The following is a 12,843-nucleotide window of genomic DNA, read 5'->3' on the forward strand; positions in this document are numbered from 1 at the left end:
GCAGAAGGGCACGGCATGGCCACCCGCATGACCCCCGAACAGCGACGGCTGTTCATCCTCGACACCGCCATGGACGTCATCTCCGAGGAGGGCTACAAGGGGCTGTCCCTCCGCGAGATCGCCCGCCGCTGCGGCATGTCCGCACCCGGCGTCATGCACCATTTCCCCGACATGCCCACGCTGCTGCTTGCCCTGCTGCACCACCGCGACACGATCGACCGCGCCCGTCTGCAGGAACTGCTGGGCGACCAGGGCCGGGACCTGCGCTCCGCCCTCGACATCGTCGTGGACTACAACGCCCGCCACCCGCGCCGCGCCCAGCTGTACGCCATGGTCCAGGCCGAAGCCCTCGACCCGGCCCACCCCGCCCACGCATACTTCGACGGCAGGAACTCCCTGTACGCGCTGTCCCTGCGTGAGCACACCGGCACCGACGTCCCTGCCGAACTCCTGCACGTCCTCCCCGCCGTGCTCGACGGCCTGCAGGTGCACTGGCTCATGGACCCCGAGAACTTCGACCTGCGCACCCAGTGGGCGTTCGTCGCCGACGCCCTCTTCGCCCGTCATCCAGCCCCCGCCGGCGACTGACGAAACGCCACCGGCCAACCCGTTCCACCACTCGCTGCCGCCAATCAAGGCGCCATGGTCTTCGGAGCCCCGCAGGTCCACGGAATCCCTGACAGCGTGGTGGTACAAGGGGCGGAGGGCGACTGGGTCGGACACTCCAAGACCTTCGCCGATTGGCTGTATCGCGACCTGATCTGCGAGGAGATGGAGTACAACCTTCTATCCCAGCCCCGTGTGGCTGAATTCCCGCCCGCAGGCCCAGGCCAACACACTCGCAAGGCGTTCGGCCCAGAACACGGAATGTGAGTTCCGCGCCAGCCGAAGTCACCGAACAGTTGTCAGCGGCGCCGAAAGGGTCTGCGGACGCTGCTTGATGCCTCAAGCCATCAGGTTCTGGCTTCACCGTCTCCCGGTACCCGGCTGGAGGCACGGGCTTGGAGGCAGGCGGTCCAGTCGGTGGCGGCGTGTCGGCGCCACCTGACGAGGGTGCCCACGTGGAGGCCGAGCATGGGGGCGAGGACGGCTGGGGGTATGTCCTGCGTGAGTTGGACGAGGGCGGCGGCTCTGGCGGGTCGGTTGGGAGTGCCGTGAGCGGCGAGACGTCGGGCCAGTGGGCTGCCGGTGATGTGTCGCCCGGGTTCGGCGGAGGGGAAGAGCCATCGGTTGGGGTAAGTCGCTGCCCAGCCCGGCGGCGGGGATTGTTCGGCGAGTCGGGTGAGCAGCCGAGCCAGAGGTTGGGGCAGGTGGATGGGGACACGGTCGAGGGCGAGGAGGACTTCGTCGTCTCGAACAGTCAGGGCGTCGGTCGGAAGCGCAGCGATCCGGGTGACTTCCAGGCCGAAGAGGTAGAGCAGAGCACCGGCGGCGCGAATGTCGAGTGGAAGCGTGGTGCCGGCCAGGCACTGATGAAGGATCTCCCAGTGCGAGTCGTCGCCGAGGGCGACTGGGGCAGCCCGGGGACGTACGGGGACGACGAGGTCGCGGCCGTGACCGCGACGGTGGGCCCAGATGAGGAGGTCGCGTACGTCGTATCGCGTGCTGCGGCCCTCGGTGGGGTTCAGCCAAGGTGAGGCCAAAAGCCGCAATGCCGCGATGAGCGCGATCCTGGGGGCATGAACATCGAGGTCTTGGTCGTGCCGGGCTGCCCGAACGAGGAGCCTGCGGCCGACGTGCTGCGGCGAGCGCTGGATGATATTGGTCTGCGTGACATTGGGTTCGCCACCCGCGTGGTTACGGGGCAGGAAGAGGCGGAGCGGATCGGCTTCACCGGATCGCCGACCATCCTGGTCGACGGGCGCGACCCCTTCGCAGAATCGGGGCGCGTCCCGGGACTGGCCTGCCGGGTGTACCGCACTCCGGACGGCCTTGCAGGTACGCCGGGGGCGGACCAGTTGCGGCGGGTACTCAAGGCCGCGGCCGAACTGGATTGCTGACGTTCCCCGCCCTGGTGATCGGGCTCGGCCAGGCGACGCCGGTGCTGCCTTTCAGTTGACGCGGGACGCGGGAGGTGCGGAATCCGCGCAGGTCGGGGATGTGGTTGTAACTGAGCGTGCGGCCGGATGCGACAGCGCCCGGGCCGGGGCCGGTCAGTCTTCGAGTTCGTGGCGCACGCGTCGGGACGGGCTGAAGGTGTACAGGTCGAGGATGCCGGGCGCCTCGGCGAGGCCGGGGCCGCCGTCCGTGACCCAGGCGGTGATGTCGGCAGCGGCGTCGGGGTCGTTGACCTGCCCGAGCCATACCGGGCGTCCGCCGGCCTTGCGGCCTTCGGCGGACGGCTGGATGACGATGACGTTGGCGCGCTCGCACGCATCCAGGCAGTCGGTGCGCCGGACCATCGCGACGCCGGCGAGCTGGGTGCGCAGGTCGGTGAGCTGCGCTTCGTGTTCCAGGCGCGGCACCTTGGCCGGGGTGCCGCAGCAGCAGCCGCGGCAGACGGTGACGGTGGGCCGGGCCGCCCCCGGCGTGGGGGCGGCCTTCTTGGTGCGGCGGCTCACCGCGGGTCCTTTGCGGCGCGGTTCCAGGCGGCGTCGCGCAGCAGCCGCAGCCCGTTGAGGCCGACGATGACGGTCGAGCCCTCGTGGCCGAGCACACCGAGCGGCAGCGGCAGGTGGCCCGCCAGGTCCCAGATGACCAGGCCGGAGATGAACACTGCGGCGATGACCAGGTTCTGCACCACTAGACGGCGGGCCGCCCGCGACAGGCTCACGACCGTGGGGACGGTGGCGAGTTCATCGCGGACGATGACGGCGTCGGCGGTCTCCAGGGCGAGGTCGGATCCGGCGCGGCCCATGGCGATGCCGGTGTGGGCGGCGGCCAGGGCGGGGGCGTCGTTGACACCGTCGCCGATGACCAGCACCTTGCGTCCTCGGACCTCTAGGCGCCGTACGGCTTCGACCTTGTCCTGGGGCAGGAGGCCGGCATGGACCTCGTCGCCGGTGATGCCGACCTCGGCGGCCAGGCGGGCGGCTGCGGGCGGGTTGTCGCCCGTCACCAGCATCGGGGTGCTGCCGGTCAGGGTGGTCAGGGCGGCGACGGTAGTGGCGGCGTCGGGACGCAGCCGGTCGGCGATGCCCAGCACGCCGACCGGGGCGCCGTCGCGCAGGACCAGGACGGCCGTGCGGCCGCCGCCTTCGAGGTCGGCCGCGACCTGGGCGGCGCGGGCCGAGCCGGTGTCGTGGTTGCCGTCGAGGAGGTGGGCGGGGGCGCCGACCGCAACCGTGTGGCCCTCGACGGTGGCGGTGACACCGACGCCGGGAGTGGAGGTGAAGTTCCGCATGTAGGCGACGGCCAGGCCCCGGGTCCGGGCGGCGTCGACGATCGCGCGGGCCAGGGGGTGTTCGCTGGGGTGCTCGGCGGCGGCCGCGAGCGCCAGCAGGGTGTCCTCGTCCAGTCCACCGCCGTCCAGGGGGCGGATGTCGGTGACGCGGGGGGTGCCCTCGGTGAGGGTTCCTGTCTTGTCGAGGGCGACCGCGTCGACCTGCCCGAGACGTTCCATGACGACGGCGGACTTCACCAGTACGCCGTGGCGTCCGGCGTTGGCGATGGCCGAGAGCAGCGGCGGCATCGTCGCCAGGACCACCGCGCACGGGGAGGCCACGATCATGAAGGTCATCGCCCGCAGCAGCGAGCCGGTGAGGTCCGCGCCGAACGCAAGGGGGACCAAGAAGACGGCCAGGGTCGCGAAGACCATGCCGAGGCTGTAGCACTGCTCGACCTTCTCGATGAACAGCTGGGTGGGCGCCTTGGTCTCGGAAGCCTCCTCGACTATGGCCACGATCCGGGCGATCACCGAGTCGGAGGCGTCCCGCTCGACCTTGACCCGAAGGGCCCCGGTCCCGTTCAGGGTGCCGGCGAAGACCTCGTCCCCGGCCTCCTTCGCGACCGGCAGCGGCTCGCCGGTGATGGTCGCCTGGTCGACCTCGCTCGCCCCGTCCAGCACCCGGCCGTCCGCGCCGACCCGCTCACCGGGCCGCACCAGGACGGTGTCGCCGACCACCAGGTCCTCGGTCGCGACGCTCTCCTCGCTCCCGTCATCGGCCAGCCGGGTCGCGGTGGCCGGGGCCAGGTCGAGCAGCCCGCGAACCGCGTCCTGGGTGCGAGCGGTCGCCAGCGCCTCCAGAGCGCCGGAGGTCGCGAAGATGACGATCAGCAGCGCGCCGTCCATCACCTGCCCGATCGACGCCGCACCGATCGCGGCCACGATCATCAGCAGATCGACATCCAGGGTCTTCTCCCGCAGCGCCGTCAGCCCGGCCCAGGCCGACTCCCAGCCGCCCGTGACATAGGCGGCGGCGTACAGCGGGCCCCAGGCCCAGGCGGGTGCGCCGGTCAGCTGGAGCGGCAGCGCGATCAGGAACAGCACCAGCGCGGCGGCGGCCCAGCGAGCCTCGGCCAGGGCGAACACCCGCGTACGCCGCCTCGGCGCCGTACGCGAGGCGGCCGGAGCTGCCCGTTCGGGCCGCTGGAGCAGGTCGGAAGGCATGACAAAACAACCCTTCAGGGGCGGAAGACGGCAACACCTCCACCGTACAGGAACATCTGAACAGGTATTCACATGTGACCGATAGGATGGGCGGCATGGGTCACGGAGCCGACGACAAGAGCCACGCCACCCCCCGCGAGCGCCTGGACGCGGCGGGGGCCACCGACGTCGCCGCCACCCTCCAGGCCCTGGCCACCCCTTCGCGGCTATACATCCTGGCCCGCCTCCAGGAAGGCCCCTGCGCGGTCGGCGACCTCGCCGAGGCCGTCGGCATGGAAGCCTCCGCCTGCTCCCACCAGCTCCGCCTGCTGCGCAACCTCGGGCTCGTCACCGGAGAACGCCGCGGCCGTTCCATCGTCTACGCCCTCTACGACAACCACGTCGCCGAGCTTTTGGAACAGGCCCTCTTCCACGTCGAGCACCTGCGGCTCGGCCTGCGCGACGCCCCCACGGCCGAAGCGGCGCCGGCCGCAGCCCTGCGGTAGGCAGTCGCGTACGGCGGCTCGCAGAAATGAGTAGTTCTGAGAGATCACGGACCCTCACTGGACCGCGTCCGGTTTGTCCCTGATCTTCGTTCTCATAACCTCTCGCAGAACAGCTTTCGCACAAAGCCCCTTCAGGTAGCTTCTGCGACATGCCCCAGCTCGCCGAACCGGCCGCCGCCGTCGAACAGTTCGACTGCCCCCCGTGTGAGGTGCCCGCCGGAAGCACCTGCCGCACCCGCGGCGGCAAGGTCGCCCCGAAGTACCACACCCCGCGCTTCATGCTCGTTCCCCAGCTCCGTGCCGAGCTGGAGGTGAAGACCCCCGCCGCCCGCGGCCCCGGCCGCGCGTGGGAGAGGGGACCGGTCATCGACGTCGCCGTGCCCGAGGCCGCCACGGCGCCCACGAGAGTGGGTTACGCCCGTTGCAGTACAGCCCAGCAAGAACTCCAGAGCCAGCTCGACGCTCTGGCGGAAGCAGGATGCGACCCGGTCTTCTCCGAGAAGATCAGCACCCGGATCAAGGTGCGGCCGGACTTCGTCAGGGCGATGGACTTCGCCCGCACCATCAAGAAGGCCGTCCCCCACCAGCGGGTGATCTTCACGGTGCACGAGATGAAGCGTCTGGGACGCGGCGCCGCCGAGCTGCTGGCCATCGCCGAGGACCTGCGCCACCACGACATCCAGCTCGAACTCCTCACCGGCCCCCTCCAAGGGATCTACGACCCGTCCGGGCACGGCGCCGCCCTCTTCGCGTTCTTCGCCGGCGTGGCGGAGTCCGAGCGCGAGTACATCCGGGAGAAGTCCCTCGAAGGCCAGGCATCCGCCCGCGAGCGCGGCCGTCACGGCGGGCGCCCCAAGGTCGTCGACGACGACATGGCCGACTACGCCCGCAACCTGCGGGCCAACGGCGTGTCCGTGCCGTTGATCGCCCAGAAGCTGGTCATCACCTCGGGCAAGAACAAGGGCCAGCGCCCCTCGGTCGCCACCGTCTACCGCATCCTCTCCGAAGGCGAGGCCGAGTGACGGGCTGGGCCGCCGGCGCCACAGAGCGGTCTGGGAGACTCGGGCGGTGACCGCCGTGGACGAGACCGTCCGTACAGCCCTGCTCCGCCGGGGCTTCGCCCTGGAGTACACCACGCTCGCCTGGAACGTCGTCGGCATCGTGGTGCTCGCCGTCGCGGCGGTCTCGGCCCGCTCGGTGGCACTGGCCGGCTTCGGCCTGGACTCCCTGATCGAGATCGGCGCCTCGACGGTGGTGATCTGGGAGCTGTCCGGCACCGGCGAAGCACGCCAGCACCGCGCCCTCAAGCTGATCGGCGTCGGCTTCGCGGCGCTCGCCGCCTACCTGCTGGTGCAGTCCACCTGGGCGCTGGCCGCCGGCCACCACCCGCACCACTCGCCGCTGGGCATCGCCTGGACCGCGATCACCGCCGCCGTGATGTTCGCCCTCGCCGCGGGCAAGGCCCGCACCGGCGCCGCCCTGGACAACCCGGTGCTCAAGACCGAGGGCCGCGTCACCCTGATCGACGGGCTCCTGGCCGCCGCCATCCTGCTCGGCCTCGCCCTCAACGCAGCCTGGGGTTTTTGGTGGGCCGACCCGCTGGCCGGATACGTGCTGGTCTACTACGCAATCCGCGAGGTACGCGAGATCTTCACCGCCGAGCACTGACCGATCACCCGCCGCACGTCACGCCCCCCGAGCCCGGACGTACGAAAGCCGTCCCGGGGGCACGGGGGAGGCCACCGGGACGGCTCCGCTCAAGCGTAGAGCCCCAAGCGCCCGCAGCCCCACCGACTTGAGCATGTTCAGCAGCATGTGATCGCCCTGCTATCCCTTTCGGCCAGTTCTGACCCTCTACCAGGCCCCGACCGTCCGGAGCAGGATGTGGAGGTCGTGGGCCGCTTCGGCGGTGGCCGTCAGTGTGGCCGCGAGGACGAGCGCCGTCGCGGCCGTGAGGGCGGGAGGCCGGCCGAGGGGTGGGGCGAGGAGGGCGGCGACGCGGCGGGGCACCGGGCCCGCCGAGGCAAGCGTGCTGCCGCGTCCGCGGCGGCCCAGGATGCCGAGGGCCGCCCCCGCGGCGCGTACCGGACCCGGGGTGCGGTGGGCGGCGAGGGCCGCCTTGCCGACCGTGCGCGCGACCCGGCGGCGGTCGCCGGTCGCGGTGGACGCGTTCTCGTCGGCCCAGCGCTCGATGGTGTAGGTGACGGCGGTGGCGAACGGGCGCAGGAGCGGGTTGGCGGAGGCGCCGAGCTGGGCTGCGGCGACGAACGCGTAGTGGTGGGTGGCGAGATGGGCGTGTTCGTGGGCGAGCAGGATGCCGTGCTCGGTCTCGTCAAGCGTGTACAGCATGCCGGTGGAGACGACGACCCGGCCGGGCAGTCCGGGCAGGGCGTAGGCGTCCGGGGCCGCGTCGTCGACGATGACCGTGCCGTCGCGGGTGGGCATGCAGGCGGCGTCCAGCGCCGCCGCGGCCAGGGTGCGGACGCGACGCCAGAGCATGCGTGCGGCGGTGAGTACGGCGCCGCCGAGCAGCAGGCCGGCGACGAGCGCGACGGAGAGCCGGGCGGGGTCGTCGTGCTGCGCGGAGTGGGCGGACCAGTGGCCGAGTGCGGCGAGTTGCGGGATGCGGATCAGGCCGGTGACGGCGAGCAGGCCCAGGGAGATCGTGCTCGCCGTGCCCAGGACCAGCGCCGTGGCGGTGAGCAGCCAGGTGGCCAGGCGGGGTTCGCAGCGCTCGGACAGGGCCGGGCGGCGAGCGGGGCGATCAGCGAAAGCAGCAATGGCAGATAGACGGCGATCCGCATCCCTACGCCACCCTCTACCGGTCGGTGTCCTGCTCGGGGCCGAGCAGGTGGCGCAGCAGGTCGGCGTCGGTGTCGGACAGGGTGTCGGCGAAGCGGGCGAGGACGGCCTCGCGGTCGGGGCGTTCCTCCAGGACGGTGCGCATGCGGCGGGCGGCGAAGCCGGCGTCGTCGGTGACGGGGGCGTAGGCGTAGGCGCGTCCGCGGGGGGTGCGGGTGAGCAGGCCCTTGGTGTGCATGCGGGTCAGGATCGTGACCACGCTGCTGTACGTCAGCTCGCCGCCCAGGCGTTCGGCCACCTCGCCTGGCGTCAGCGCGGTGCCGGCCTTCTGCAGGAGGTCGAGGAGCTCGGTCTCCCGGGCGCCGTTCGCCCGCTTCGGACCCCGCCCCTGTGTATCGGCTGCCATGGGTTTGTCGTTCTCCCGCATCGCCCTCTATCTTCTACACCCGTGTAGGAGTTTTACTCCCGTGTAAAAGCATCCGTGTTCCGAGTGTGCCACACAGATGGGTCCCCTATGAGCACCATCAGCATCGGCCAGGCCGCCGTCCTCGGAGTCGTCGAGGGGGTGACCGAGTTCCTGCCCGTCTCCTCCACCGGCCACCTGAAGATCACCGAGGGGCTCATGAGCATCCCGGTCGACGACACCTCGGTGGTCGGCTTCACCGCCGTCATCCAGGTCGGCGCGATCGCCGCCGTCCTCGTCTACTTCTTCAAGGACATCACGCGCATCGTCTCCGCCTGGGGCCGCGGCCTCACCCACCGCGAGGAGCGCCACAACCACGACTACAAGTTCGCCTGGTGGGTCATCTACGCCACCATCCCGATCGTGATCGTCGGCCTGGCGGCGAAGAAGCTCGTCGAAGGCCCGCTCGGCTCGCTGTGGGTGGTCGCCGGCTCGCTGATCGTCGGCAGCGGCGCGATGTGGGCGGCCGACCAGATGGGCCGCCACAAGCGCGGTGAGGACGATGTGACGTTCAAGGACGCGATGCTGGTGGGCTGTTCGCAGATCCTCGCCCTGCTCTTCCCCGGCTTCTCCCGCTCCGGTGCCACCATGTCCACCGCGCTCGTCCTCGACCTGGACCGCGGGGCGGCCACCCGGCTCTCCTTCTTCCTCGGCATCCCCGCCCTCACCGGCGCCGGACTGTACGAGCTGAAGGACGCCGTGGGCGCCCGGGTCGGCGCGGTACCGCTGGCCGTCGGCACCGCCGTCTCCTTCGTGGTCGCCTACGCCTCCATCGCCTGGCTGCTGAAGTTCGTGGCCAAGCACTCCTTCAACGCCTTCGTGATCTACCGGATCGTCGTCGGGGTGGGCCTGCTGGGCCTGCCCGCCACCGGGGCGCTCAACGCCTGACCCCTTCCCGTACGGTGCTGGATGTAACGCCTGCTACATTCCGCAACGTGACGAATGTGAACAGGAAGCCCGGGAGCCGCTGGCTCGTCCTCGTGATCAAGCTCCCCGCGGAGCCCTCGCGGCACCGGGTCGCGGTCTGGCGGGAGCTGCGCAGGATCGGCGCGCTCTCGCTCGGCCAGGGCATCTGGGCCGTACCCGAGGTGCCCGTCTTCGCTGACGGCGTCGCCCGCGCGCTCGAGCTCACCGAGCAGGCCGGGAGCCAGGCGGTGACGCTGAACGCGTCCGGACGCGGTCCCGAGGATGCCGCCCGCTTCCAGGCCCTGTTCACCGCCGCACGCTCGGAGGACTGGACGGAGTTCCTGGCCGACTGCGGCAAGTTCGAGGACGAGCTGGCCAAGGAGATCCGCATCGCCAAGTTCACGCTGGCCGAACTGGAGGAAGAGGAGCAGTCGCTGGAGCGGCTGCGGCGCTGGCACCGCGACCTGACCGCACGGGACGTGTTCGGCGCACCGGAGGCGGCCGAGGCCAGCGAGCGGCTGGAGCACTGTGCCGCTGCCTGTGAGGACTACGCGGAACGCGTCTTCGCCGCCCTGCACCAGACCCCGGAGCGGGACCGGTGAGCACGCCCGCAACTGCCCAGGCGGCCCCCGGCCCGGCAGATGTGGCCGCTGTATGCAGCCGGGTTCACCACCGCCTTCGGCGCGCACGGCATCGCCGCGAACCTCGGCGGCCACTCGACGGATGCGCTCACCTCACTGCTGGTGCTCGGCGGCCTGCTCGCCCTGTACGACGGCGCCGAGGTCCTGCTCAAGCCGGTCTTCGGCACCCTCGCCGACCGGATCGGCGCCCGCCCGGTCATGATAGGCGGGCTCATCGCCTTCGCCGTCGCCTCTGCGGTGTACGTCGTCGGGGACCGCCCCGGCTGGCTGTGGGCGGCCCGCCTGGGCCAGGGTGCCGCCGCCTCCGCCTTCTCCCCCTCGGCCTCCGCACTGGTCGCCCGTCTCAACCCGGCCGCGAAACACGGCCGGGCCTTCGGGTCGTACGGCTTCTACAAGTCCGTCGGCTACACCCTGGGCCCGCTGCTCGGCGGGGTCCTGGTGTGGGCCGGGGGCCTGCGGCTGCTGTTCACGGTCCTGGCGGTGCTCGGTGCGGCGGTCGCCGTCTGGGCCGCGCTCGCCGTGCCCGTCGTACCTCCGCTGCCCAAGACCCGGCAGACGGTGCTCGACCTGGCCCGGGGGCTGGCCGACCCCGCCTTCCTCGCCCCGACCGCCGCCCTGTCCGCGGCGACAGCTGCCCTCTCGGTCGGCGTGGGCTTCCTCCCGGTCTCCGGCAGGCTGGCCGGTCTCGGCACGGTCGCCACGGGCGCTGCCGTATCGGTCCTTGCCGCCTGCGCGGCCGTGGTGCAGCCGCGTGCCGGGCGCGCCCTGGACGACGGGAGGCTGACGACCCGCTCCGGCCTCACCGCCGGACTGCTGCTGACGGCCGCCGGACTGGCCTGCGCCATGCTGCCCGGCCTGACCGGCATCCTGACCGGCGCCGCCCTCATCGGCGTGGGCACCGGCCTGATCACCCCGCTCGGCTTCGCCGCCCTCGCTGCCTCCACCTCACCCGAGCGCCTAGGCCAGACCATGGGCGCCGCCGAACTCGGGCGTGAACTCGGCGACGCGGGCGGCCCGCTGCTCGTCGCGGGCGTCGCGACCCTCACCACGCTCAACCACGGCTACGCGGCCCTCGCCCTGCTGCTCGCCGCTGGCCCGCTGATCGGGCTCGTGCGGCGGCCCGTGGCTGGATGACGCCGACACATCCGCCGCGCAGCCCGTCGGCGCCTCAGCAGATGGACGGGACCAGCCAGCGATGGAGGCGATGTTGCCGGCCGCCGTGGGCTGCGGCTCGCCGATTCGCTGGAGCTGTTCGCCGTGCTCGGCCAGCGTGCGACCGGTACGGAACGCCTCGGCCTCAAGTTCCCCGAGCCGTTCGTCGTACGCGAGTCCCAGCCGCCCGCAACGAACCCCTCGACCCCGTACCGCATGCGGTACGTCTCCGGCGCACTCCGGCGGCCCTCCACCACCGGCGAGGAGTCAAGATCATTCCTTAGCGTTCAATCCTGGAGCATTACCAAGGCCGTGTGCGCCTGGGCGCACTCGGTCCGGGGCGGTACGTCAGAAGCGTGCGACGCCCGTATCCGAGTGATCTGTCTGATGCCCGCTGGGAGTTGATCGAGCCGGTGCTGTCCGCCTGGCGCTTCGAGCGCCGCGGCAGGGCCCTGGACTTCGGGCGGCCGCCCGAACATGACCTGCGCGAGATCATGGACGCGATCTTGTATGTGGACCGTACCGGGGTCCAGTGGCGCTACCTTCCCCACGACTTCCCGCCGTGGGAAACGGTCTACGGATACTTTGCGAAGTGGGCGAAGGAAGGCGTGTTCGCCCAGCTCAACGGCCTTCTGAGGGAGCTCTTGCGGCAGAAGGAAGGGCGCAACGCGGAGCCGTCGGCCTGCGTCATCGACGCACAGAGCGTCAAGACCTCCACCAACGTCCCCGCCTCAAGCCAGGGCACAGATGCCGGGAAGAAGATCGTGGGCAGGAAGCGCAGCATCGTCATCGACACGATCGGTCTCCTGCTCGCGGTGCTGGTCACCGCGGCCAGCGTGCAGGACTCCGTGGCCGGCACCCGGCTCCTTGACCAGGTCGCCGCCGACCATCCGGGCATCCGGAAGGTGTGGGTCGACGGTGGCTACCGCCAGCACCTCGTCGAACACGCCGCCACACTCGGCATCGACATGGAAATCACGGCCCGCACCCCCGGGACCATAGGCTTCACCCCCATACCGAAGCGTTGGGCAGTGGAACGGACCTACGGATGGCTGATGCTCCACCGCCGCCTGGCCCGCGACTACGAAACCCTCCCGGCCCGCTCGGCGGCCCGGCGCCGAGCGCGGTACGCCTTCTGCCGGCAGGCGGGGCGATCGTAGACGGCATCACGGCGGTGACCCGTGCCCAAGGGCGAACCGGGTCCCGCGCACCGGGCACCGTACGACGTGCTCGGCCTCCTCGCCGTTGATGAAGTCGATCGCGATGTACGTCGTCACGGGACGGTGACAGCCGTGGTGGCGAAAGATTGGTCGTTTACTGGTCTGCTGCTGTCGGTTCTCTGGGCTTGCTCTCGACGGCGTGTTCCTAGGGTCGTTGACGTTCCCCCGGAAGTCCGGCCTCCCGGACTCCGCGCTCCTATCGCTCTGGAGACACCTGATGCGTGCAATGCCCCGTCGTGCCCTGGCCGCCGTTCCCTCCGCTGTGCTGATGTTCGCTCTCGTCGCGTGCGGCGGCGGATCCGACTCCGGTGATTCCGCCGCCGGCGCGAGTGGTACGCAGGCCGCCGCTCCCGCCCAGGACGCAGCCGCGGAAGCGGGAGGCGGCGATGCGGTGGAGACGCCGCTGACCGGCGAGGCGAAGGAGAAGGCCGAGGCGGCGGCGCTGGCGGCGTACCCGGGCACGGTGGTCAAGTCCGAGGAGGACGCGGAGAACCCCGGCATGTACGCGGTGGAGGTCAAGAAGGCCGACGGCAGTGAGGTCGAGGTCTACCTCGACCCGAAGACGTACAAGGTCGTCAAGACCAAGGACGAGCAGGCCGACGACGACGGCAGCTGATCCCTGGCC

15 protein-coding genes are annotated in these 12,843 nt (G+C 71.2%); 11 read left to right on the forward strand and 4 right to left on the reverse strand.

Translation table 11 applies throughout. The features are described from left to right. Positions 1-15 precede the first annotated feature (15 nt). The 3 genes from ACFRIC_RS41195 (at position 16) to ACFRIC_RS41205 (ending at position 2,000) form a co-directional block, all read left to right on the forward strand. Positions 16-588, forward strand: a complete 573-nt coding sequence (locus ACFRIC_RS41195; protein ID WP_382797111.1) for a TetR/AcrR family transcriptional regulator — start codon at positions 16-18, stop codon at positions 586-588. A gap of 722 nt (positions 589-1,310) precedes the next feature. Further along, positions 1,311-1,637: a hypothetical protein gene (locus ACFRIC_RS41200; RefSeq protein ID WP_382797113.1), complete on the forward strand. Its 327-nt coding sequence runs from the start codon at positions 1,311-1,313 to the stop codon at positions 1,635-1,637. Between the two features lie 42 nt (positions 1,638-1,679). After that, on the forward strand, positions 1,680-2,000 hold the full coding sequence (locus ACFRIC_RS41205) for a hypothetical protein (RefSeq protein WP_382797115.1): 321 nt from the start codon (positions 1,680-1,682) through the stop codon (positions 1,998-2,000). Between the two features lie 153 nt (positions 2,001-2,153). Here ACFRIC_RS41205 and ACFRIC_RS41210 read toward each other — a convergent pair whose 3' ends face one another. Together ACFRIC_RS41210 and ACFRIC_RS41215 are read right to left on the reverse strand one after the other, a co-directional pair. Next, positions 2,154-2,561: a (2Fe-2S) ferredoxin domain-containing protein gene (locus tag ACFRIC_RS41210; RefSeq protein WP_382797116.1), complete on the reverse strand. Its 408-nt coding sequence runs from the start codon at positions 2,559-2,561 to the stop codon at positions 2,154-2,156. Beyond that, complete coding sequence (locus ACFRIC_RS41215) at positions 2,558-4,549, reverse strand: heavy metal translocating P-type ATPase (RefSeq protein ID WP_382797118.1); 1,992 nt, start codon at positions 4,547-4,549, stop codon at positions 2,558-2,560. Before ACFRIC_RS41215 ends, ACFRIC_RS41210 begins: the two co-directional genes overlap by 4 nt. Before the next feature lie 95 nt (positions 4,550-4,644). Between ACFRIC_RS41215 and ACFRIC_RS41220 the strand changes: the two genes are divergently transcribed. The 3 genes from ACFRIC_RS41220 to ACFRIC_RS41230 all read left to right on the forward strand — a co-directional run bounded on the left by ACFRIC_RS41220 (position 4,645) and on the right by ACFRIC_RS41230 (position 6,702). After that, positions 4,645-5,034, forward strand: coding sequence for an ArsR/SmtB family transcription factor (locus tag ACFRIC_RS41220; protein ID WP_382797120.1), 390 nt, complete (start codon positions 4,645-4,647; stop codon positions 5,032-5,034). A gap of 149 nt (positions 5,035-5,183) precedes the next feature. Further along, on the forward strand, positions 5,184-6,056 hold the full coding sequence (locus ACFRIC_RS41225) for a recombinase family protein (RefSeq protein WP_382797122.1): 873 nt from the start codon (positions 5,184-5,186) through the stop codon (positions 6,054-6,056). A gap of 46 nt (positions 6,057-6,102) precedes the next feature. Continuing rightward, positions 6,103-6,702: a cation transporter gene (locus ACFRIC_RS41230; protein ID WP_382797124.1), complete on the forward strand. Its 600-nt coding sequence runs from the start codon at positions 6,103-6,105 to the stop codon at positions 6,700-6,702. Between the two features lie 186 nt (positions 6,703-6,888). On the opposite strand, the gene ACFRIC_RS41235 is transcribed toward ACFRIC_RS41230, so the two are convergent. Further along, positions 6,889-7,533 carry a M56 family metallopeptidase gene (locus ACFRIC_RS41235; protein WP_382797126.1) on the reverse strand — a complete coding sequence of 215 codons (645 nt, stop codon included), beginning with the start codon at positions 7,531-7,533 and terminating at the stop codon, positions 6,889-6,891. Between the two features lie 319 nt (positions 7,534-7,852). Next, on the reverse strand, positions 7,853-8,242 hold the full coding sequence (locus tag ACFRIC_RS41240; RefSeq protein WP_382797128.1) for a BlaI/MecI/CopY family transcriptional regulator: 390 nt from the start codon (positions 8,240-8,242) through the stop codon (positions 7,853-7,855). A 108-nt stretch (positions 8,243-8,350) separates the two neighbouring features. Between ACFRIC_RS41240 and ACFRIC_RS41245 the strand changes: the two genes are divergently transcribed. The 5 genes from ACFRIC_RS41245 to ACFRIC_RS41265 all read left to right on the forward strand — a co-directional run bounded on the left by ACFRIC_RS41245 (position 8,351) and on the right by ACFRIC_RS41265 (position 12,834). After that, entirely contained in the window at positions 8,351-9,187 is an 837-nt protein-coding gene (locus ACFRIC_RS41245) for an undecaprenyl-diphosphate phosphatase (RefSeq protein WP_382797130.1), read from the forward strand. Positions 9,188-9,234: 47 nt separating this feature from the next. Further along, the gene (locus ACFRIC_RS41250) at positions 9,235-9,807 is read left to right on the forward strand and encodes a Chromate resistance protein ChrB (RefSeq protein ID WP_382797132.1); all 573 of its coding nucleotides are present in this window, start codon (positions 9,235-9,237) and stop codon (positions 9,805-9,807) included. Between the two features lie 39 nt (positions 9,808-9,846). Beyond that, a complete protein-coding gene (locus ACFRIC_RS41255; protein ID WP_382797133.1) occupies positions 9,847-10,980 on the forward strand; it encodes an MFS transporter in 1,134 nt (377 codons plus the stop codon). 374 nt (positions 10,981-11,354) lie between these two features. Next, positions 11,355-12,158: an IS5 family transposase gene (locus tag ACFRIC_RS41260; RefSeq protein WP_382797134.1), complete on the forward strand. Its 804-nt coding sequence runs from the start codon at positions 11,355-11,357 to the stop codon at positions 12,156-12,158. A gap of 277 nt (positions 12,159-12,435) precedes the next feature. Further along, positions 12,436-12,834 (forward strand): PepSY domain-containing protein, encoded by a 399-nt coding sequence (locus ACFRIC_RS41265; RefSeq protein ID WP_382797135.1) that lies wholly within the window; start codon positions 12,436-12,438, stop codon positions 12,832-12,834. The last annotated feature ends 9 nt before the right edge of the window (positions 12,835-12,843 follow it).

The sequence above is a fragment of the Streptomyces sp. NPDC056738 genome (assembly GCF_042790435.1).
GTDB lineage: Bacteria > Actinomycetota > Actinomycetes > Streptomycetales > Streptomycetaceae > Streptomyces.

What these genes read in the sequence shown, in the direction of transcription:
- ACFRIC_RS41195 (WP_382797111.1), top strand. Translation starts at nt 16, where the DNA reads ATGGCCACCCGCATGACCCCCGAACAGCGACGGCTGTTCATCCTCGAC.
- ACFRIC_RS41205 (WP_382797115.1), top strand. Translation starts at nt 1,680, where the DNA reads ATGAACATCGAGGTCTTGGTCGTGCCGGGCTGCCCGAACGAGGAGCCT.
- ACFRIC_RS41215 (WP_382797118.1), bottom strand. Translation starts at nt 4,549, where the DNA reads ATGCCTTCCGACCTGCTCCAGCGGCCCGAACGGGCAGCTCCGGCCGCC.
- ACFRIC_RS41220 (WP_382797120.1), top strand. Translation starts at nt 4,645, where the DNA reads ATGGGTCACGGAGCCGACGACAAGAGCCACGCCACCCCCCGCGAGCGC.
- ACFRIC_RS41225 (WP_382797122.1), top strand. Translation starts at nt 5,184, where the DNA reads ATGCCCCAGCTCGCCGAACCGGCCGCCGCCGTCGAACAGTTCGACTGC.
- ACFRIC_RS41235 (WP_382797126.1), bottom strand. Translation starts at nt 7,533, where the DNA reads ATGCTCTGGCGTCGCGTCCGCACCCTGGCCGCGGCGGCGCTGGACGCC.
- ACFRIC_RS41240 (WP_382797128.1), bottom strand. Translation starts at nt 8,242, where the DNA reads ATGGCAGCCGATACACAGGGGCGGGGTCCGAAGCGGGCGAACGGCGCC.
- ACFRIC_RS41245 (WP_382797130.1), top strand. Translation starts at nt 8,351, where the DNA reads ATGAGCACCATCAGCATCGGCCAGGCCGCCGTCCTCGGAGTCGTCGAG.
- ACFRIC_RS41255 (WP_382797133.1), top strand. Translation starts at nt 9,847, where the DNA reads ATGTGGCCGCTGTATGCAGCCGGGTTCACCACCGCCTTCGGCGCGCAC.
- ACFRIC_RS41265 (WP_382797135.1), top strand. Translation starts at nt 12,436, where the DNA reads ATGCGTGCAATGCCCCGTCGTGCCCTGGCCGCCGTTCCCTCCGCTGTG.